The organism is Serratia sp. CY31944 (assembly GCF_052169175.1).
GTDB lineage: Bacteria > Pseudomonadota > Gammaproteobacteria > Enterobacterales > Enterobacteriaceae > Serratia > Serratia sarumanii.
The window spans coordinates 13,926-32,124 of the sequence record NZ_JBJNLG010000006.1; the positions used below are offsets into that span (position 1 = coordinate 13,926).

General features: G+C 60.1%; 22 protein-coding genes, 1 tRNA gene and 1 riboswitch. Of the genes, 13 read left to right on the forward strand and 10 right to left on the reverse strand.

What is annotated here, in order from left to right:
- The first annotated feature begins 2 nt into the window (after window positions 1-2).
- The 3 genes from ybeD (at window position 3) to lipA (ending at window position 2,030) form a co-directional block, all read left to right on the forward strand.
- Entirely contained in the window at window positions 3-269 is a 267-nt protein-coding gene (gene ybeD, locus ACJ8IN_RS08655) for a DUF493 family protein YbeD (RefSeq protein ID WP_033637425.1), read from the forward strand.
- Window positions 270-403: 134 nt separating this feature from the next.
- The gene (gene lipB / locus ACJ8IN_RS08660) at window positions 404-1,072 is read left to right on the forward strand and encodes a lipoyl(octanoyl) transferase LipB (protein WP_033637424.1); all 669 of its coding nucleotides are present in this window, start codon (window positions 404-406) and stop codon (window positions 1,070-1,072) included.
- Window positions 1,065-2,030 carry a lipoyl synthase gene (gene lipA / locus ACJ8IN_RS08665; protein WP_025301835.1) on the forward strand — a complete coding sequence of 322 codons (966 nt, stop codon included), beginning with the start codon at window positions 1,065-1,067 and terminating at the stop codon, window positions 2,028-2,030. Before lipB ends, lipA begins: the two co-directional genes overlap by 8 nt.
- A gap of 93 nt (window positions 2,031-2,123) precedes the next feature.
- Here the strand turns inward: lipA and tatA are convergent, their stop codons facing one another.
- On the reverse strand, window positions 2,124-2,339 hold the full coding sequence (gene tatA, locus ACJ8IN_RS08670; protein ID WP_004940019.1) for a Sec-independent protein translocase subunit TatA: 216 nt from the start codon (window positions 2,337-2,339) through the stop codon (window positions 2,124-2,126).
- Window positions 2,340-2,557: 218 nt separating this feature from the next.
- Here tatA and ACJ8IN_RS08675 point away from each other — a divergent pair, with 218 nt between their 5' ends.
- The 4 genes from ACJ8IN_RS08675 (at window position 2,558) to ACJ8IN_RS08690 (ending at window position 6,488) form a co-directional block, all read left to right on the forward strand.
- A complete protein-coding gene (locus tag ACJ8IN_RS08675) occupies window positions 2,558-3,625 on the forward strand; it encodes a diguanylate cyclase (protein ID WP_308325517.1) in 1,068 nt (355 codons plus the stop codon).
- A gap of 255 nt (window positions 3,626-3,880) precedes the next feature.
- Window positions 3,881-3,943, forward strand: a riboswitch (Fluoride riboswitch).
- A gap of 79 nt (window positions 3,944-4,022) precedes the next feature.
- Window positions 4,023-4,406: a fluoride efflux transporter CrcB gene (crcB, locus tag ACJ8IN_RS08680; RefSeq protein ID WP_004940022.1), complete on the forward strand. Its 384-nt coding sequence runs from the start codon at window positions 4,023-4,025 to the stop codon at window positions 4,404-4,406.
- A gap of 288 nt (window positions 4,407-4,694) precedes the next feature.
- Window positions 4,695-5,291: a TetR/AcrR family transcriptional regulator gene (locus ACJ8IN_RS08685; RefSeq protein ID WP_033637421.1), complete on the forward strand. Its 597-nt coding sequence runs from the start codon at window positions 4,695-4,697 to the stop codon at window positions 5,289-5,291.
- 6 nt (window positions 5,292-5,297) lie between these two features.
- Window positions 5,298-6,488, forward strand: coding sequence for a multidrug effflux MFS transporter (locus ACJ8IN_RS08690; RefSeq protein ID WP_308325516.1), 1,191 nt, complete (start codon window positions 5,298-5,300; stop codon window positions 6,486-6,488).
- Between the two features lie 57 nt (window positions 6,489-6,545).
- Here ACJ8IN_RS08690 and cspE read toward each other — a convergent pair whose 3' ends face one another.
- A complete protein-coding gene (gene cspE, locus ACJ8IN_RS08695) occupies window positions 6,546-6,755 on the reverse strand; it encodes a transcription antiterminator/RNA stability regulator CspE (RefSeq protein WP_004940030.1) in 210 nt (69 codons plus the stop codon).
- A 346-nt stretch (window positions 6,756-7,101) separates the two neighbouring features.
- On the opposite strand from cspE, the gene ACJ8IN_RS08700 reads away from it, so the two are divergent.
- The 5 genes from ACJ8IN_RS08700 (at window position 7,102) to ACJ8IN_RS08720 (ending at window position 12,306) form a co-directional block, all read left to right on the forward strand.
- Entirely contained in the window at window positions 7,102-8,265 is a 1,164-nt protein-coding gene (locus ACJ8IN_RS08700) for a M20 peptidase aminoacylase family protein (RefSeq protein ID WP_130042473.1), read from the forward strand.
- A gap of 188 nt (window positions 8,266-8,453) precedes the next feature.
- Window positions 8,454-9,779, forward strand: coding sequence for an LLM class flavin-dependent oxidoreductase (locus ACJ8IN_RS08705; protein ID WP_047568926.1), 1,326 nt, complete (start codon window positions 8,454-8,456; stop codon window positions 9,777-9,779).
- Between the two features lie 244 nt (window positions 9,780-10,023).
- Entirely contained in the window at window positions 10,024-10,551 is a 528-nt protein-coding gene (locus tag ACJ8IN_RS08710) for a GNAT family N-acetyltransferase (RefSeq protein ID WP_033653215.1), read from the forward strand.
- A gap of 30 nt (window positions 10,552-10,581) precedes the next feature.
- Complete coding sequence (locus ACJ8IN_RS08715; protein WP_033647216.1) at window positions 10,582-11,469, forward strand: amino acid ABC transporter permease; 888 nt, start codon at window positions 10,582-10,584, stop codon at window positions 11,467-11,469.
- 9 nt (window positions 11,470-11,478) lie between these two features.
- Window positions 11,479-12,306, forward strand: a complete 828-nt coding sequence (locus tag ACJ8IN_RS08720; RefSeq protein ID WP_015376924.1) for an amino acid ABC transporter ATP-binding protein — start codon at window positions 11,479-11,481, stop codon at window positions 12,304-12,306.
- 36 nt (window positions 12,307-12,342) lie between these two features.
- Here the strand turns inward: ACJ8IN_RS08720 and ACJ8IN_RS08725 are convergent, their stop codons facing one another.
- Complete coding sequence (locus ACJ8IN_RS08725) at window positions 12,343-12,852, reverse strand: VOC family protein (protein ID WP_033637415.1); 510 nt, start codon at window positions 12,850-12,852, stop codon at window positions 12,343-12,345.
- Between the two features lie 165 nt (window positions 12,853-13,017).
- Here ACJ8IN_RS08725 and ACJ8IN_RS08730 point away from each other — a divergent pair, with 165 nt between their 5' ends.
- Complete coding sequence (locus ACJ8IN_RS08730) at window positions 13,018-13,497, forward strand: cold-shock protein (protein WP_060420311.1); 480 nt, start codon at window positions 13,018-13,020, stop codon at window positions 13,495-13,497.
- A gap of 24 nt (window positions 13,498-13,521) precedes the next feature.
- Here ACJ8IN_RS08730 and ACJ8IN_RS08735 read toward each other — a convergent pair whose 3' ends face one another.
- The 7 genes from ACJ8IN_RS08735 to ACJ8IN_RS08765 form a co-directional block, all read right to left on the reverse strand.
- Window positions 13,522-14,970 (reverse strand): GGDEF domain-containing protein, encoded by a 1,449-nt coding sequence (locus tag ACJ8IN_RS08735; RefSeq protein ID WP_033653356.1) that lies wholly within the window; start codon window positions 14,968-14,970, stop codon window positions 13,522-13,524.
- A 630-nt stretch (window positions 14,971-15,600) separates the two neighbouring features.
- Window positions 15,601-16,152: a flavodoxin family protein gene (locus tag ACJ8IN_RS08740; protein WP_033653217.1), complete on the reverse strand. Its 552-nt coding sequence runs from the start codon at window positions 16,150-16,152 to the stop codon at window positions 15,601-15,603.
- Between the two features lie 437 nt (window positions 16,153-16,589).
- Window positions 16,590-16,733, reverse strand: a complete 144-nt coding sequence (locus ACJ8IN_RS08745; RefSeq protein WP_165877150.1) for a hypothetical protein — start codon at window positions 16,731-16,733, stop codon at window positions 16,590-16,592.
- A 109-nt stretch (window positions 16,734-16,842) separates the two neighbouring features.
- Window positions 16,843-17,169, reverse strand: coding sequence for a gamma-glutamylcyclotransferase family protein (locus tag ACJ8IN_RS08750; RefSeq protein ID WP_048322373.1), 327 nt, complete (start codon window positions 17,167-17,169; stop codon window positions 16,843-16,845).
- A gap of 131 nt (window positions 17,170-17,300) precedes the next feature.
- Window positions 17,301-17,377, reverse strand: a tRNA-Arg gene (locus ACJ8IN_RS08755).
- Between the two features lie 96 nt (window positions 17,378-17,473).
- Entirely contained in the window at window positions 17,474-17,683 is a 210-nt protein-coding gene (locus ACJ8IN_RS08760) for a hypothetical protein (protein ID WP_154640414.1), read from the reverse strand.
- A gap of 107 nt (window positions 17,684-17,790) precedes the next feature.
- Window positions 17,791-18,000 (reverse strand): hypothetical protein, encoded by a 210-nt coding sequence (locus ACJ8IN_RS08765; protein WP_033637398.1) that lies wholly within the window; start codon window positions 17,998-18,000, stop codon window positions 17,791-17,793.
- Window positions 18,001-18,199 lie beyond the last annotated feature (199 nt).

The following is an 18,199-nucleotide window of genomic DNA, read 5'->3' on the forward strand; positions in this document are numbered from 1 at the left end:
ACATGCAAAAAACTAAACTGAACGAACTGCTCGAATTCCCTTGCCCGTTTACCTACAAGGTGATGGGCCTGGCGCAGCCTGAGCTGGTTGACCAGGTAGTTGAAGTGGTGCAGCGCCATGCGCCGGGCGACTACAACCCGCAGGTCAAGCCGAGCAGCAAAGGCAACTACCACTCGGTCTCCATCACCATCAACGCCACTCACATCGAGCAGGTCGAAACCCTGTACGAAGAGTTGGGTAACATTGAAATTGTTCGCATGGTGCTGTAATTCCAGCATAAACCCCTGCTTATCAACCCGGGATGGCGCAGCGTCTTCCCGGGTTGCGCATTTTTGGTCAGCGAAAGGCTGGCCGCAGACCGGAGCGCCCGGTATAATGGCTTTACCACTTCTGTAACCTGACGATGACTCTTTTGCAACCAGACAAGATCATTTTGCGTCAGCTGGGGTTGCAGCCCTACGCGCCTGTATCCCAAGCCATGCATAACTTCACCGACAGTCGTACCGAGACCACGCCGGACGAGCTGTGGCTGGTGCAGCATCACCCGGTGTTCACCCAGGGCCAGGCCGGCAAAGCCGAGCATGTGCTGATGCCCGGCGATATCCCGGTGATTCAGAGCGATCGCGGCGGCCAGGTGACCTACCACGGGCCGGGCCAGCAGGTGATGTACGTGATGGTCGATCTGAAACGCAACAAGGTCGGCGTACGCCAATTGGTCACGGCGATAGAAGATACGGTTATCAACACCCTCGCCCACTTCCGCCTCGAATCGCGCGCCCGTCCGGATGCGCCGGGCGTGTACGTGGGGGAGCAGAAAATCTGTTCGTTGGGTTTGCGGATCCGCAAAGGCAGCTCATTCCACGGCCTGGCCCTGAATGTGGCGATGGATCTCAGCCCCTTCCAACGCATCAACCCTTGCGGTTACGCCGGCATGCAGATGACGCAGGTCAGCGCGCTGGCGCCCGGCGTTGGCATTGAAGACATACACCCAATCCTGGTACAGGAATTTGTTCATTTACTCGGCTACCAGACGGTCGAGCTTCGTAACTGGAACCTGCACGATTATGAGTAAACCAATTCAGATGGAACGCGGCGTCAAATACCGCGATGCTGACAAAATGGCGCTGATCCCGGTCAAAACGGTGGTCACCGAACGGCAGGAGCTGTTGCGTAAACCCGAGTGGATGAAGATCAAACTGCCTGCCGACTCAACGCGCATTCAGGGCATCAAAGCCGCGATGCGTAAAAACGGCCTGCACTCCGTCTGTGAGGAAGCTTCGTGCCCTAACCTGTCCGAGTGTTTCAACCACGGCACTGCCACCTTCATGATCCTCGGCGCCATCTGTACCCGCCGCTGCCCGTTCTGCGACGTGGCCCACGGCCGCCCGATCGCGCCGGACGCCAACGAGCCGGAAAAGCTGGCGCAAACCATCGCCGACATGGCGCTGCGTTATGTGGTGATCACCTCGGTTGACCGCGACGATCTGCGCGACGGCGGCGCTCAACACTTTGCCGACTGCATCTCGGCCATCCGCGCCAAGAGCCCGAACATCAAAATTGAAACGCTGGTGCCGGACTTCCGCGGCCGTATGGATCGCGCGCTGGAAATCCTCACCGCCACGCCGCCGGACGTATTCAACCACAACCTGGAAAACGTGCCGCGCGTATATCGCCAGGTGCGCCCGGGCGCCAACTACGAGTGGTCGCTGAAGCTGCTGGAGCGCTTTAAAGAAGCGCACCCGGATATCCCGACCAAATCCGGCCTGATGGTCGGCCTGGGCGAAACCAACGCGGAAATCGTCGAAGTGATGCGCGATCTGCGCCGTCACGGCGTGACCATGCTGACGCTGGGGCAATACCTGCAGCCGAGCCGTCACCACCTGCCGGTGCAGCGCTACGTCAGCCCGGCCGAGTTCGATGAGATGAAAGAAGAAGCGATGGCGATGGGCTTCACCCACGCCGCCTGCGGCCCGTTCGTGCGTTCGTCTTACCACGCCGATCTGCAGGCCAAAGGGATGGAAGTGAAATAACGCGTAATAGTTTGTTACGCTAAAGACGGCGGAAACGCCAAAAAACGGATGTCCGCAAGGCATCCGTTTTTTATTGCGCGCCACCAGGCGGGGTTAAACGTCTTTCTTTTCGACGCTCTGCTGAGCGGACTGGCTTTCGGCGGCGTTGTTGCCGGCGGCCGGCGGCGTGCTGTCGTCGCCCACGGCTTTTTTAAAGCCTTTCAGCGCCGCGCCAAGATCGGCGCCGAGCGTGCGCAGTTTGCTGGTGCCGAACAGTAAAATCACCAACACCGCAATCACCAGAAGTTTGGTAATGCTGATACCTTCCATACTCACCTTCTTATCATAGAGCGCTGCGTGAACAGCGAGAAAAACTGACCTTGCCTGCGAATATTTAGCGACTTTCCTTCGGCTCGCACAACCGCAACATGTAACAGAGTGAGATCCGTCGCAGGAATGCCACACGGCCGCACGGCACGGATTCCAGACTATTCTTAGTTTATCGCCCGCATGATACGCTGCCGTGATACTTATCAGGGAGATGCCGGATGTATATTGCTCCACCCATTTTCGATGCCCGAAAATCCGGCCTCAGCTTCGCCAAACGCACCTATCTGCCCCGCGTCGCCGGCCTGGGACTCGGCTTTATCTGCGTCTGCGCCACGCTCTACCCCTTGGCTCCGCCCACGGCGGTCTGGCTATTGCTGGCCTTTCACGGCTTTCTCTGGCCGCATCTTGCCTACCACCTGGCCCGCCGCGCCAAAGATCCGTTCAAAGCCGAGATCCGCAACCTGCTGATCGACTCCGCCTTCGGTGGCTTCTGGGCCGCGATGATGGCGTTCAATGCGCTGCCGGCGATCGTCATCCTGTCGATGATGAGCATGAACAACATCGCTTCCGCCGGCAAAGCGCTGTTTGTCAAAGGGTTGGCGATTCAATTGGCCACGGCGGTGCTGACCGGCGCGCTGCTCGGCTTCCCGTTTCAACCGCACAGCACGCCGCTGCAAATCTATCTGTGCCTGCCGATGATCTACCTGTACCCGACGCTGCTCGGGCTGGTGACCTACCGCACCGCCAAGCGGCTGGCGGAAAAGAAACAGGAGCTGCAACGCATCAGCACCCGCGATGGGCTGACCGGCTTGTACAACCGCCGCCACTGGGAGCACCTGCTGCATCGCCAGTTCGACAGCTGCCGCCGCTACCAGGACAACGCCACGCTGATCCTGATGGATATCGATCGTTTCAAAACCATCAACGATACTTTCGGTCATGCGCTGGGGGATGAGGCCCTGGCGGCGCTGGCGGAAGAGCTGCTGATTGGCTTGCGCAACGTGGATATCGTCGGGCGCTACGGCGGCGACGAGTTTGGCGCGGTGCTGCCGAACACCAGCGCCGAACAGGCGGTAACCGTCCTGCGGCGCATCCAGCAGCGGCTGGACGCCGTCATCTTCAAAGAGGCGCCACAGCTGCGGCTGCAGATCAGCGCCGGCATCGCCAACTACCACCCCGCGCTGGGCGGTTATCTGGACTGGCTGAAAGCGGCCGACGGCGCGCTTTACCGGGCGAAGCAAAATGGCCGCAACCGGCTGGAAACGGCGGCGCCGACGGGCGACTAACTGACTGGTTTAATAACTTGGCAAAATACTTCGGCGCTTCGACAAAGCCTTCACGCCGGTAAAACGCATGCGCCCGCTCGCTTTCCACCGCCACCAGCAGCGCCTCGGTGCCGGGATAATCCAGCGCCGTCATTAATTCGGCGATCGCTCAGGCGCGCCGTTCTGATTTTCATGGGGTGACCTCGCAGATTGTCGATACTACAAAATAGGCGGCGTTAGGTGTAACATCCATCCGGTGCGGCGAAAAAGGCCGTGCGGCACGCTGGAGATGACATTCCTCCCTAACCGCCTTCACAGGCTGATGATGTCTACGTAACCTCTCGGAGAGAGGCGCGTAGCGTTACGCCTGTCCCTTTCCGAACCCCGTGAATTTCTCTGATTGAAAGGGAGTTGCCCCATGTTGAGCTCTTTACTGGCCGTATTTATCGGCGGCGGCGTCGGCAGCGTTTTGCGCTGGGCGGTAAGCATGAAAATGAACCCGCTGAACGCCCACATTCCGCTCGGTACGCTGATGGTCAATCTGATCGGCGGTTTTATCATCGGCCTGGCGATGGCGATTTTCACCCGCATGACGCATCTGGATCCCACCTGGAAATTGCTGATCACCACCGGGTTCTGCGGCGGCCTGACCACCTTCTCCACCTTTTCGCTGGAGGTGGTATACCTGATGCAGGATGGCCGCTTCGGCTGGGCGCTGGCCAACATGCTGCTCAACCTGGCCGGCTCGCTGGCGATGACGCTGCTGGCTTTCATGCTGGTGATGTGGGTCAACGGGCGCTAAGCCCTTAATGTTTCCTTAATCTTGCATGCGCATAATCTCATCCAGTACTCCTGACTGGATGAGAAACCGCTATGTTTAGCCTGCCGAAAACCGCCGCCGAAGCGATTGCCGTTGCGCTGTGCGTGCTGATCGTCGCCGCCTTTATCAAATCCTACCTGTTCGCTTAAGCGCTTTTTCCCGCAGCACGCGTTCATGTTGCGTCTTTCCCGCCGGTTACACTACAATTGAGAATGAACGTTCACACCCAGAAATGTGAACCCGGCTCACGCGTAGCAAAGGATCGGGCAGATGCTCTCCCCCAACGACAGTAAACAGGCCAAGGTGCAGGCCCGCCGCGATCAGATCGTCGAAGCGGCGAAAACCAGCTTCCGCCGCCACGGCTTCCACGCCGCCAGCATGGCGGAGATCGCCCAGGGCTCGCAGCTCAGCGTCGGGCAAATCTATCGCTATTTCGCCAATAAAGACGCGATTATCGAAGAGATCGTCAACCGCATCATCGCCAGCAAGATGCAACGGCTGGAAAACCTTGGCGATCACATCAACCTGATCGCCGGCACGCTGGCGGCGCGCACGCTGTTTCAGCAGCCGGGCGAGAGCGAAACCGATCACATGCTGATGCTGGAAGTGACCGCCGAGGCCACGCGCAACCCGGTGGTAGCCAAAATGCTCAGCGATGCGGAAGCGCGGCTGTTTCGCCACGTGTGCCACAACCTGCAGCGGCTGTATCCCGATTTCAGCGCGGAAGAGATCGCCGCCCGGGTGGAGTTTATCGCCGTCATGAGCGAAGGCACCGGTTACCGCATCCTTACCACGCAAAAAGCCGATGCGTCCCTGCTGCGCGAGCTGTATCAGCAGGCCATTTCTCACCTGTTCAGGAAACGCTAATCTCCCATGACCAAACACTTAGCCAGACAACGTCTGGTGTACGCCGTCGTGCTTGGCCTGTTGGCCGCGCTGGGGCCGCTGTGCACCGATCTCTATCTGCCCGCCCTGCCGGAAATGGCGGGCGAACTGAATACCTCCACCGCCGCCGCACAGCTCAGCCTGACCGCCGGGTTGCTAGGCCTGGGCGTCGGCCAGCTGATTTTCGGCCCTTACAGCGACAAACTGGGCCGCATGCGCCCGCTGTTGCTGTCGCTGATCCTGCTGCTGGGCGCTTCGCTGTGGTGCGCCCTCGCGCCCACCATCGACCAGTTGCTGATCGCCCGTCTGCTGCAGGGCATCGCCGGCGCCGGTGGCGCGGTGATTTCTCGCGCCATCGCCCGCGATCTGTACGCCGGCCATGAGCTGACCCGCTTCTTCGCCCTGCTGATGCTGGTCAACGGCCTGGCGCCGATCGTCGCGCCAGTGCTGGGCGGCGTGATGCTGCAGGTGATGAACTGGCGCGGCATCTTCGGCGTGCTGGCGGCCATCGCCGTGCTGCTGTTCAGCCTGTCGGCGGTGAAGCTGCGCGAATCCCTGCCGGTAGAACGCCGTAGCCAGGGCGGTATCCTGGCGATGCTGATGTCGCTGGGCGGGTTGCTGACCCAGCGCTATTTCATGGGCCTGTGCCTGACGCAAGGCTTCGTGATGGCCGGCATGTTCGCCTATATCGGCGCCTCGCCTTTCGTCTTGCAGCAGATCTACGGCCTCAGCCCGCAGATGTTCAGCCTGTGCTTCGCCATTAACGGCGTCGGGCTGATCATTGCGGCGCAGCTGGCCAGCCGCCTCAGTTCACGTTGGGGGGAGCGTCGGGTGTTGAGGGGCGGGCTAACGCTGGCGGCCGTCGCGTCGCTGTTGCTGCTGTTGGCCGCCGCGCTGCATGCGCCGCTGGTGTTGTTGCTGGTGCCGCTGTTCTTTTCGGTGGCGGTGATCGGCATCGTCGGCCCGACCGCCTCTTCGCTGGCCATGCAAAGCCAGGGGGACAAAGCGGGCAGCGCCTCGGCCTTGATCGGCGTGTGCATGTTCGCCCTCGGCGCCTGCGCCGTGCCGCTCACCGGGCTGGGCGGCACTTCAAGCCTGTCGATGGCGCTGACCATCGTCGGCTGTTACGCCATCGCTATCCTGCTGTTCAGCCTATTAGGCCGCCGCAGCGAGGCATAACGCGCCCAATAAAAAACCCGCTCAATGAGCGGGTTTTAAGAAATTCAGCTACGCAGCTTAGATAGCAGTAACGTTAGCGGCAGATGGGCCTTTGGCACCGTTCGTGATTTCAAACTCTACACGCTGGCCTTCAGCAAGCGTTTTGAAACCGTTGCTAACGATGGCAGAGAAGTGAACGAAAACGTCCTTGCTACCATCTTCCGGAGTAATGAAACCGAAGCCTTTGGATTCATTAAACCACTTAACGCTACCTTTAATCTTAGACATCAAACTTACCTTTAACGTGAATGAAAGACACAAAACCTGTGTCGATTACAGTACAGCAAGCAGGCAGGATTTTGTCCACCACCGCGATCACAGAAATCCGATAAAGAGTGAAAAAATCCGTGTAGCCCGGTGTAAATGGATTGCACCGGTTGCGATAAGCTCCCGTTCCAGGTCAATCCTCTCCACGCGCCGGCGAACAATGCGCGAACGGCCAAACCCGCCCGCTTACCCCAGCGTTGACGCCCCCATGCAGACGCAATCGCTATGAAATATAACCAGATGGTCTTTTTGCTTCGGCGGCCGCTGCACTAGGGTTAGGGTTTATTTCCCACTGTGAGCCAAGCCTATGACCAGCCAGTTGGCAGACAAAATCATCGCCTATCGGCGTGAGCTGCACCAAAACCCGGAGCTTTCCAATCACGAATTCGCCACCACCGCCCGGCTGACCCGCTGGCTGCAAGAGGCCGGCATTCGCCTGCTGCCGTTGGCGCTGAAAACCGGCGTCGTGGCGGAGATTGGCAGCGGCAAGGGGCCGATCATCGCGCTGCGCGGTGACATCGACGCCCTGCCGATCGACGAAATCGCCGACGTGCCCTTCAGCTCGCAAAACCGCGGCGTGATGCACGCCTGCGGCCACGACTTTCACACCTCGGTGATGCTCGGCGCCGCACACCTGCTCAAAGCGCGTGAGGCCGACCTGCCCGGCACGGTGCGCATCTTCTTCCAGCCGGCGGAAGAGACCTTCAACGGTGCCCGGCATCTGATCGACGCTGGCGCGCTGGATAACGTTGCGGCGGTATTTGGCCTGCATAACGCGCCGGAGCTGCCCACCGGCACCTTCGCCACCCGCGCCGGGCCGTTCTACGCCAACGTCGATCGCTTCCAGATCCTCATCACCGGCAAAGGCGCGCACGCCGCCAAACCGGAACAGGGCGTCGACACCATCGTCACCGCCAGCCAGATCGTCGGCGCACTGCAGACGCTGCCCAGCCGCAGCTTCAGCTCGCTGGAATCGCTGGTGGTGAGCGTAACGCGCATCGAAGGCGGCAATACCTGGAACGTGCTGCCGCAAACCGTGGAGCTGGAAGGCACGGTGCGCACCCACAGCGACGCGGTGCGCCGCCAGGTGCCGGACAAAATTCGCCAGGTGATCGACGGCGTTGCCGCCGCGCTGGGCGCGCAGGCCGAACTCCGCTGGCAGCCGGGGCCGCCGGCGGTGATCAATGATCCGCATTGGGCGGCGTTCAGCAAAACCGTCGCCGCCGAGGCCGGTTACCGGGTCGAAGAGGCGGAACTGCAGATGGGCGGTGAAGATTTCGCGCTGTATCTGCACCATGTGCCGGGCGTATTCGTCAGCATCGGCTCCGCCAGCGAATTCGGCCTGCATCATCCGCGTTTCAATCCCGATGAACGCGCCCTGTTCCCCGCCGCGCAATATTTCACGCTGCTGGCGGAACGCACGCTGCAACAATTAACCACCACGCCGGAAAAAGCCCTCAGCAACGCCTGAATAACGGTAAAGCGTATTTCCCCGACGCAGAGGATGCCGCGTCGGGGATTATTTTTTCGCTCGCCGTGATATTTGCAATTTTCAACATTTGAATATGCTGTTTTGTTGTTTTACATCCCGCCGCCGCTCATCAATAGTGGGCACATCAGACACCGCGCGCCTCTGCGGCGCATGACAGGATAATCACGATGAGCGACAACGCGACTAATCAACGGCAATTGCGGCTGGGCGCCATTCTGCATGGTGCATCGGGAAATATGTCCGCCTGGCGCCACCCGGACGCCACCGCCGACGCCAGCATCAACCTCGAATTTAATATCGCCACGGCGAAAAAAGCCGAACAGGGGAAATTCGATTTCGTCTTCGTCGCCGATGGGCTATATATCAACGAAAAGTCCATTCCGCATTTTCTTAATCGTTTCGAACCGCTCACCCTGCTGGCCGCGTTGTCCGCCGCCACCGATAAAATCGGCCTGGTGGGCACCCTCTCCACCTCCTACAGCGATCCGTTCACCGTCGCCCGCCAGTTCGCCAGCCTCGATCACCTGAGCAACGGCCGCGCCGGCTGGAACGTGGTGACCTCGCCGCTGGAAGGCTCGGCCAAAAATTTCTCGCGCAAAGAACACCCGGAGCACAGCCTGCGTTACCGCATCGCCGGCGAGTTTCTCGACGTTGCCAAAGGGCTGTGGGACTCCTGGGAAGACGACGCCTTCGTGCGTAATAAGGCCAGCGGCGAATTTTTCCGCGCCGGCAAACTGCACACTCTCAATCACCAGGGGGAATTCTTCTCGGTACAGGGGCCGCTGAACATCGGCCGCACGCCGCAGGGGCGCCCGATCCTGTTCCAGGCCGGCGCCTCCGAAGACGGCAAACGGCTGGCGGCCCAACACGCCGATGCGATCTTCACCCATCACGACACGCTGGAGCAGGCGCAGGATTTCTACCAGGACGTGAAGCGGCAGCTGGTGGAACAGGGGCGCGAACCGGACGATCTGCGCATCTTCCAGGGCGTCAGCGTGATCGTCGGCGACGACGACGCGGACGTCGAGCGCCAGTACCAGGAGACCGCCCGCCTGGTCAGCATCGAGAATGCCCTCAACTACCTCGGCCGCTACTTCGAGCATTACGACTTCGCCCGCCATCCGCTGGACGCCCCCTTCCCCGACATCGGCGATCTGGGGCAAAACAGCTTCCGCAGCACCACCGACGCCATCAAGCGCAGCGCCCGCGAGCGCAACCTCACGCTGCGCCAGGTGGCGCTGGAAGCCGCCTCGCCGCGCCCGGTGTTCAGCGGCACGCCGGAAGCGGTGGCGGATGGCCTGCAACGCTGGTTCGACGGCGAAGCCGCCGACGGTTTCATCATCAGCGGCGGTACGCCCAACGCCTTCGGCCACTTCGTCGATCGGGTGGTGCCCGTCCTGCAGCAACGTGGCCTGTTCCGCCAGGCGTACCACGGCGACACGCTGCGTGAACATCTAGGCCTGAAGCGCCCGTTGAACAGATTCACCCAATAATAAGATCGCTTTCAGGGATACCCGCTATGCAGAAAACCGTTACCGCCGCCCTCGTGGCGGCCTTACCGAGCCTGACCGGCGCCGCGCAGGCGGGCACCGGCATCGATTTGCAGGCCTATCAACCCCTATTCACGCGCCGAAGACCCCGCAGGCGAACGCCATGGTCAACCGCTGGGGCGAGAGCGCCAAACGCCTTGCGCAGTCGGAAATCAACCCGCCCGGCCAGGGCGATTAGGAGCGCGCGATGACGCAAGACACCTTCATTCAGACGCTGCCGACCGACCCGCTGATCGCCCCGGTGATCGAAGGGCTGTTCGGCGAATATCGTCAGCGCTACGGCGACTATTTTGGTGACCAGGAACCGGAAGCGCTGGATCTGTACGCGCCGCCGCAAGGAGCCTTCATCGTGCTGCTGCGCGCCGGTGCGCCGATCGCCATGGGCGCCTTCAAACGCTATGACGCGCTAACCGCCGAGCTGAAGCGCATCTGGACGCGGGGCGACCTGCGCCGCCAGGGCCTGGCGCAGCGGGTGCTGCAGCAGCTGGAAACGCTGGCGCTGGCGCAGGGATATCGCCGGCTCTATCTAACCACCGGCTTTCGCCAGCCCGAAGCGGTGGGCCTGTATCTGAGCAACGGGTATCAGCCGCAGTTCGATCCCACCGTCGACAGCGAGATATACAGTCGCCCACCCTACGATGGCCGCCTGCCGTTCCGCAAAAGCCTGATTGCAGAGGACGCGTGTTGTTGCGCGTCGGAAAGGAAAATCGCCTAAGGCCTCTTAATCTGTATCAGGAGACATGACATGTCCAAACAAGAAGTCTTGAAAGTGGTGCCCGCCCGCTATCCGCTGCGGCTGATCGGCGCGCTGTTTTCGCTGTTTATTCTGGCCGCCATCGTGCAATCGGTGGCGGGCAACGCGCGCTGGGAATGGGGCGTGTTCGCCGAGTGGTTCTTCGCGCCGGCGGTGCTGGCAGGGCTGGGGCAAACCCTGCTGCTGACGCTGCTCGGCACGCTGTTCAGCATCCTGTTCGGCACCCTGCTGGCGCTGGCGCGGCTGTCGCGCTCTTACCTGCTGGCGTCGCTGGCCTGGGGTTATATCTGGCTGTTTCGCTCGCTGCCGCTGATTCTGGTGCTGATCATCCTGTACAACTTTTCCTATCTGTATGACGCCATCTCGCTGGGCATTCCCTTCACCTCCGTGGTGTTCGCCAGCTACCCGACCATCGACATTCTCGGCCAGTTCGCCGTGGCGGTGCTGGGCCTGACGCTGGTGCAGTCCGCCTACACCGCCGAGATCATCCGCGGCGGCATCCTGGGCGTGGATTACGGCCAGCACGAAGCGGCGGCGGCGCTGGGGTTGCCGGGCTATCGCCGCACCTTCCGCATCATTCTGCCGCAGGCGCTGCGCTCCATTATTCCGACCGGCTTCAACGAGATCATCAGCCTGGCGAAAGGCACCTCGATCGTTTACGTGCTGGCGCTGCCGGAGCTGTTTTACACCATTCAGGTTATCTATAACCGCACCCAGCAGGTAATACCGCTGCTGATGGTCGCCACCGTCTGGTATCTGTTCATCACCACCGCGCTGTCGGTGATCCAATACTACATCGAGCGCTATTTCGCCCGGGGCGCGGTGCGCGAACTGCCGCCGACGCCCTGGCAGCAACTGGCCGGCTGGCTAAAACGTTAGGAGACCCGCATGTCTGAAGCCATTGATTATTACGCCTTGCCCGAACAGCCGGCGCGCAATCTCACCCCGGTGCCGGCACGCGGCCTGATCGAAATCAGCAACGTCAGCAAGTTCTTCGGCAAGCACAAGGCGCTGGACGACGTCAGCCTGACGCTGCAGCCGGGCACCGTCACCGTGATCCTCGGCCCTTCCGGCTCCGGTAAATCGACGCTGCTGCGGGCGATCAACCACCTGGAGCGCGTGGACGAAGGCTTTATCCGCATCGACGGCGACTACGTCGGCTATCGCCGCAAGGGCAACCGGCTGTATGAGCTGAAGGAAAAGGCCATCCTTCGGCAACGCATCAACGTCGGCTATGTGTTCCAGAATTTCAACCTGTTCCCGCACCTGACGGTGCTGGAAAACATCATCGAAGCGCCGGTGGTGCATAAGATCCACTCTCGCGAACGGGCGAAAGCGGTGGCCTATGAACTGCTGGATACCGTCGGGCTACGCCACAAGGCGGACGCCTACCCGCGCCACCTCTCCGGCGGCCAACAACAGCGTATCGCCATCGCGCGCGCGCTGGCGCTGAACCCGAAGGTGATCCTGTTCGATGAACCGACCTCCGCGCTCGATCCCGAGCTGGTCGGCGAAGTGCTGGACGTGATAAAGGGGTTGGCGGATCTGGGCGTCACGCTGGTGGTGGTCACGCATGAAATCGGCTTTGCGCGCGAAGCGGCGGATCGGGTGGTGTTTATGGTCGATGGGCAGATCGTCGAGCAGGGCGACGCCAGGCAAGTGCTGGCCCAGCCGCAGCATCCGCGCACCGTCAACTTTCTCAACAAAGTGCTGTGATCGTCGGGGCGCCGCGGCGCCCCGTACCCGAGCTGCTTACCGGCCGGCGAAGCGCCGCTTCTCGGCGGCGAAATCCAGCGGCCGGATCCCCTGCTGGTTTTTGTCCTCTTCGGTCAGCAACGCCGGCGGAATAAACCAGGTTACCTCGAACAGCAGCCCGTCCGGATCGTGGCCATAAATGCTTTTGTGCACGCCGTGATCCTCTTCCAGCCCGAGAATGCCGCGTTCGGCCAGCTGGTGACGAATGCGCTCCAGCTCCTCCAGGCTGTCCACTTCCCAGGCCAGATGGTACAGCCCGGCCGCTGGCTCATGCTCCGCCGGCGGCTCGTTGTTGGCGCGAAACACCCCGGCGCGCTGCTGGCCCAGGTTCTTGCTGAACAGCGCCAAATCGTGATCGTTGTCCGAATCGGCGGCCTGGGTAAACACCGCCCGATCGGGGCTGTCGGACGGCTTGAGCTTGAACCCCAACACCTGATGATAAAAGTCGGCGCTCTGCCGCACGTCGCTGACATACAGCACGGCGTGATTGAGACGTTTGATGCCCATCGCTATTCCTTTACGCATTGAATGAAGTCAGCATGAACATAGCATGTGGGGGGAAAGCCGCTAAATGCCGTTATCGCATGACGAAATGCCGCCCGCGCAATCTGTCGCTGCAAGGCATTCCGCGCTATCATAAGCGCTGTATAGAACCCTTTTGTGAGAATAGCGATGAACGGCAAGATAACGACTTTTTTTGAAGACAAAGGCTTCGGCTTTATTACCGACGAGAACGGAGAAAATCGTTATTTTCACGTGATTAAAGTGCAAAACCCGGAGCTGATTAAGAAAAACGCGGCGGTGACCTTCGAACCGACCAACAACACCAAAGGCCCGTCGGCTTATGCAGTCAAAGTGTTGGCGCCCAGCAAATACATCATCATAGCCAATGAAAGAATCAAGATCGCCAGCATCAAGTCTTTCAATACCTTCAGCAAGGAAGTGCCGGCCAAAGCCGACGTGGATAAAGAGAACACCGTGCTGTCGGTCGGCCTGCTGATGAACCGCATTCGCCCGCAGTCAGAAGATCAGGCGCAGACCATGCAAACGCTGCGCATGCTGACCATTACCACCTTCCAGAACACCACCCATACCTTCTCCGAGCACGAGATCGATATGGATGAGACCATCAAGGCGCTGAAAAGCCTGTAAGCGCCGGCTGCCCAGCGTCGAGCCCTAGCGGAACAGGATATGCTCGACGCTGTTGCCGCTCACCACGTTGAACGACTCCACCCGATTACGCCCCTGCGATTTGGCGCGATACAGCGCGATATCCGCCATATTCATCAGTTGCTCCAGCGATTTCACCTCATTCATTGCCAGGCTGGCGACGCCGACGCTGATGGTGATTTTCAGCGTCTGTTTGCCTTCCGCCTGCAGTTCCGCCTGCTCCACCAGCCGGCGCAAATGTTCCCCCAGCGCCACGCCCTGCGCCGCCAGCGCGCGCGGCAGCATGATGGCGAACTCTTCTCCGCCCAGGCGGCCGAACAGCTGATCGTGCCGCAGCTCGCGCCGCACGATGTGCGCGAACGACGCCAAAACCTGATCGCCGGCGCTGTGGCCGTGCGTATCGTTGATCTGCTTAAAATGGTCGATGTCGATCAGCAGTAGCGACACCGCTTCTTTCGAGCGGTGCTTGTGTTCCAGCAGCTCGCCCGCTTTGCGCGTCATCGCGCTGCGCGCCAGCACCCCGGTCAGAAAATCGTGGTTGGCGCTGTGCTCCAGACGCCGCATCAGCTTGCGGTTGGCGGCGATGGAGCTGGCGAGGATCAGCGGCCCCATCACCAGCATGGCGATGCCCAAGCGGGCGGACATCAGGGTATCGAGGAAGGCGTTGTGGTTGTTCGGCGTTTCGTACAGCACCAGGTTGGCGGAAATGCTGCTGATCTCGGTCATGCCGGTCAACAACGTCAGCAACGTCACGGGGAACAGCGGGTAACGCACCGCGCACCACAGCAGCGCCGGGATCGGGAAGGCGATAGCGCCCGGCCCGCCGATATAGACGCTGAATATCAGCGACAGCAGCAGCGCCAGCAGCGGCAGGCAGCCCTTCAGGCGCCAACGCACCTGCATGCGCAGCAGCTGCTTCAGCCGCGGCGCCGCCATCAGCACCGGCAACAGCAGCAAGGTCGTCGAGAACTGCTCGCTGAACCAGGCTAGCCAGGCGACCACCACCGTGTTGTTGTACAGGCTGTCGTTGCGCAGCACCGACAGCGTCGACGCCACCGCCGCGCCGGCCAGGCTGGCGCTGAACATATAGAGTATCGCCTGGGGTTTGCCCATGCGCCGTTGAGATTGGGGCAGCATCAGCATGATGCCGTAACCGACGGCGATCAGCGACATGTTGCAGGCGTTCAGCCACAGCGCCAGAGACCAGCCTTCGCCGGTGCTGAGATCGGCGGCGACCATGCCCAGATAGGTGGTAAGCCAGCCGAGCGGCGTGGCGTAAACGGGTTTTCGCAGCAGCAGGCCGAGCAGAATCGCATTCACCGGCCAAAATAAGGAAAGCGAGCCAATCGGCCGGCTAAGAATACCCACCAGGGAAAGTAAAAAGGCCAGCATGAAAAGATTGATCAGCTGAACCGTTAGCGGCAGGCCATGCCTGGCGTTTATTCTGGCGTTCATCGCCTCGCCCATATTTTGCTAATAACCAGAATAATAATGTGCATACTCTCTCGCCCGGCCAGTGAGGGATAGTCAATCCGAATTTCAACCAAAAAAGCCAGACAAATCAATAATAAAAAGCATTAACATTTAATTAACAGACTTTTCTTAGCCTGATGCGCCTGCGGCGAACTCCCCCCGCATAGCGTCAGCAAATAATGCCCACTCTGCTGTCAGCATAGCGCATAGCGTAATAGGCCGCCGAGGGCGTTAATTACATTAATAAGTTTATGGTTATTGGTCGTTGAATGCTGTTTGAATAACTGCGCGATTATTTTCCTGCAACTGGGCCGCCCGTGCAATAACAACCCCAAAAAAGCCCGCATAGCGCGGGCTTGCCTGAACAACAGCAAATCGACAGTTACAACACGGCCATGCCTTGCATGCCCGTGCTGCCGCGCAGTATAGCGGTGCAAGCTTAAGCAGACCTTAGCAACAAAAAACCCGGCCTAGGAACCGGGAATATTTGTACGAAATGCAGTGTTAGCCCAAGCAGGCTAATAACATTTCGCAGCTTACACGCCAATTGTGCAGAGAAAATGAACGCGGCGTCCGCTCAACCGCACCGCCGCCCTCTCTGCACGGAAGGGCTTACGCCAGTTTGGCGGCAAAGCCCGCTACGCGCTGGCCATAGAGCTTGGCGGTCGCCAGATCGCCCGACAGCATCTCATCCACGCCGGCATCCGCCGGGGTCTGCACCAGCAGCCCCACCGAACCGCCCAGGTTATTGACGTCGGTGCGCTGCGCCGATTTGGTGTTGGCCGGCATCAGCCCCAGGCTGACCCACAGGCCGCCATGTTGCGAAGCCAGCGTCTGCAGCGCGATCAGCGTTACCTGCTTGTCGCCGTTCAGGCTGGCGCTGTTGGTAAAGCCGCCGAACACTTTGTCTTGCCACTTGCGGCCGAACCAGGCCTTGGAGCTGGCGTCGGCGAATTTCTTGAACTGCCACGACGGGCCACCCATATAGGTCGGCGAACCAAAGATGATGGCGTCCGCCTCATCCAGCGTCTGCCAGGCTTCGTCGCTGATATCGCCGTTCTGATCGATGGCGATCAGTTCCGCCCCGGCGCCTTCCGCCACGACTTTCGCCAAACGCTCGGTATGGCCGTAGCCGGAATGAAACACCACTACTGTCTTCGCCATAGAAATTCTCCACTCATTGCACAAAGGCGCCGACGGCGCCCCTCTCGCGTTCAATCTAATCAAGCGCGCAGCGGCTGAATACCAAATAAAACTGACGGTGTTATTCAAAAAAATCGCGTTACTCTGCCAGGCATGCGCAGATAAAAAAAATCCCGCGCAAGGCGGGATAAACTTAACAGGGATGGGGTAATACACTACAGGGAATGGATAACACACAACATCATCGGGTAGAGCTACAGTACCAATCTCAATGTATAGAACTGTCATCCCCGCGTAAGTTTGCTCGGCCAGATGTAACGCCGAATGGGAAATATGACATTTTTCTCAACGCACCACGAACAGGCGCGACTCAAACCGCCGCTCTTGAAGGTGCTGGTATTGATCCCCCCGGCGGCGAACGGCCGAATCGGCGCAATCAGCGCGGCGCCGCACGGCCCTCAGCGGATTTCAACGTTGATATCCGGGTAAGCTTGCTCGCCGTCGCTGAGGTAATGCCCCAACGCCCGGTAAGCCATAACGTACAGCACGGCGGCGGCGCACAGGCACAGCAAGGTCACGAGCAGGAATCTGGATTTGCGCACGATAGGCTCCGTGGAGAAATTTTCGCCTATTGTAGCGCGGCAAAATAAACGAAGGTTCAATTGCCGGCGGGTCAAGCGCCTCGCCCTCACTCGGCGAGGCGGCTTCATATCATTTCTTCAGCATGTAGATAAACGAATCGACGGTTTCGCCGCCGGCGGTGGTGACGCTGACCGCCACTCGTTCATAACCCTCACCTTCAAACGCATCGAGAGTCGGCCAGTGATTGACGAGGTTAGCTGAACGGAACAGAAACCCCTTCACCCGATTGCCACTGTTATCCAGCACGATGCCCGGGTAGCCCATCTCGGCGCCCCAGCCTTCGTTAAGCAGCGAGCCGCCGACGCTACCCTCTTCCCAGCTGCCGCCGATGGCTTCCATAATGTGCGCGTTGGGCCTGCCCGGCCCCAGGGTGCCGTAAACGAATAAGCTTTGCATTTTTCTCTCTACTACTCACTGAAAGTTAGCGCATGAACATAGCATGACGTTCAGCGGCGAGCCAACGGGAGTACGGGTAGCGCAGTCGAGTTTTCAAGGGAACAAGTAGGGGAAGAAAATCAATGGAGTAATGGCACGCCCTATAGGATTCGAACCTATGACCTACGGCTTAGAAGGCCGTTGCTCTATCCAACTGAGCTAAGGGCGCATTGAGATGCGGCAACCTGCGGCTGCGGGTTGGGATTATACGGTCAGAGGTTAGCGAGTCAATGCCTTTTCATGACGTTACGGCGGCTGCCGTGCTTTATGGCGTTTTTTCCGCCAGCGCCCGCGCGGCGAGGGTTTCCGTCAACCGGGCGTCGCCATGCAGAGCCAGGCCAAAGCCTATGTAAATCGGCGCGCGCTCAGCCCCTTGCCGCCCACCGCCCCGCCGCAGGCAAAGGCGGGCGGACTGCACCACTGCGGCGATGTCTCCCCAATCGGCATGCTCAACCACCCGCGCATTGCAGGTCATCTCCCCCCTTTCCCCCAGTGTTGCGTCGGGACGTGCGCTGTTTAAAGAAGCCTGGCTCCCGGATGCCCAAACCAGCAACAGCGCGCAGCCTGCCCAGGCACAGCCTTTCATGCGCACAGCTTCCGCCACAGCGCGCTCAGGCGCGCCCGCCACGACGGCGCACCTTCATGCTTGCCGAGCCGATGCAGCGCGGTGAGTTGCGCGCTGTCCGCCGGGTGCAGCGAAGAATCGAACACCGTTTCCCCTATGCGTTTAGGTTCCGCCGGTTGCTCGTCAGGCTGATGATGCAACGGGTAAAGCCGGGTTATCGCCCTCATGATCCTGCCCTCTTTCGCCCTGTGAACCGCCCCAGCGTATCCAAGTGCCGGTAAAAATGGCGTAGAGGATCCTGAGGCCGGCATAAAAAAAGCGTAAATCGGCGTCGGCAACGGCCGCGAGGGTGATTCTGCGCCTGACAGCGCGCTCAGCTTCTGCCAGAATAGCGGCATCCCCGCTTTTCTTAATTGATGGATTTCC

What these genes read in the sequence shown, in the direction of transcription:
- ybeD (WP_033637425.1), top strand. Translation starts at nt 3, where the DNA reads ATGCAAAAAACTAAACTGAACGAACTGCTCGAATTCCCTTGCCCGTTT.
- lipB (WP_033637424.1), top strand. Translation starts at nt 404, where the DNA reads ATGACTCTTTTGCAACCAGACAAGATCATTTTGCGTCAGCTGGGGTTG.
- lipA (WP_025301835.1), top strand. Translation starts at nt 1,065, where the DNA reads ATGAGTAAACCAATTCAGATGGAACGCGGCGTCAAATACCGCGATGCT.
- tatA (WP_004940019.1), bottom strand. Translation starts at nt 2,339, where the DNA reads ATGGAAGGTATCAGCATTACCAAACTTCTGGTGATTGCGGTGTTGGTG.
- ACJ8IN_RS08675 (WP_308325517.1), top strand. Translation starts at nt 2,558, where the DNA reads ATGTATATTGCTCCACCCATTTTCGATGCCCGAAAATCCGGCCTCAGC.
- crcB (WP_004940022.1), top strand. Translation starts at nt 4,023, where the DNA reads ATGTTGAGCTCTTTACTGGCCGTATTTATCGGCGGCGGCGTCGGCAGC.
- ACJ8IN_RS08685 (WP_033637421.1), top strand. Translation starts at nt 4,695, where the DNA reads ATGCTCTCCCCCAACGACAGTAAACAGGCCAAGGTGCAGGCCCGCCGC.
- ACJ8IN_RS08690 (WP_308325516.1), top strand. Translation starts at nt 5,298, where the DNA reads ATGACCAAACACTTAGCCAGACAACGTCTGGTGTACGCCGTCGTGCTT.
- cspE (WP_004940030.1), bottom strand. Translation starts at nt 6,755, where the DNA reads ATGTCTAAGATTAAAGGTAGCGTTAAGTGGTTTAATGAATCCAAAGGC.
- ACJ8IN_RS08700 (WP_130042473.1), top strand. Translation starts at nt 7,102, where the DNA reads ATGACCAGCCAGTTGGCAGACAAAATCATCGCCTATCGGCGTGAGCTG.
- ACJ8IN_RS08705 (WP_047568926.1), top strand. Translation starts at nt 8,454, where the DNA reads ATGAGCGACAACGCGACTAATCAACGGCAATTGCGGCTGGGCGCCATT.
- ACJ8IN_RS08710 (WP_033653215.1), top strand. Translation starts at nt 10,024, where the DNA reads ATGACGCAAGACACCTTCATTCAGACGCTGCCGACCGACCCGCTGATC.
- ACJ8IN_RS08715 (WP_033647216.1), top strand. Translation starts at nt 10,582, where the DNA reads ATGTCCAAACAAGAAGTCTTGAAAGTGGTGCCCGCCCGCTATCCGCTG.
- ACJ8IN_RS08720 (WP_015376924.1), top strand. Translation starts at nt 11,479, where the DNA reads ATGTCTGAAGCCATTGATTATTACGCCTTGCCCGAACAGCCGGCGCGC.
- ACJ8IN_RS08725 (WP_033637415.1), bottom strand. Translation starts at nt 12,852, where the DNA reads ATGGGCATCAAACGTCTCAATCACGCCGTGCTGTATGTCAGCGACGTG.
- ACJ8IN_RS08730 (WP_060420311.1), top strand. Translation starts at nt 13,018, where the DNA reads ATGAACGGCAAGATAACGACTTTTTTTGAAGACAAAGGCTTCGGCTTT.
- ACJ8IN_RS08735 (WP_033653356.1), bottom strand. Translation starts at nt 14,970, where the DNA reads ATGAACGCCAGAATAAACGCCAGGCATGGCCTGCCGCTAACGGTTCAG.
- ACJ8IN_RS08740 (WP_033653217.1), bottom strand. Translation starts at nt 16,152, where the DNA reads ATGGCGAAGACAGTAGTGGTGTTTCATTCCGGCTACGGCCATACCGAG.
- ACJ8IN_RS08750 (WP_048322373.1), bottom strand. Translation starts at nt 17,169, where the DNA reads ATGCAAAGCTTATTCGTTTACGGCACCCTGGGGCCGGGCAGGCCCAAC.
- ACJ8IN_RS08760 (WP_154640414.1), bottom strand. Translation starts at nt 17,683, where the DNA reads ATGACCTGCAATGCGCGGGTGGTTGAGCATGCCGATTGGGGAGACATC.
- ACJ8IN_RS08765 (WP_033637398.1), bottom strand. Translation starts at nt 18,000, where the DNA reads ATGAGGGCGATAACCCGGCTTTACCCGTTGCATCATCAGCCTGACGAG.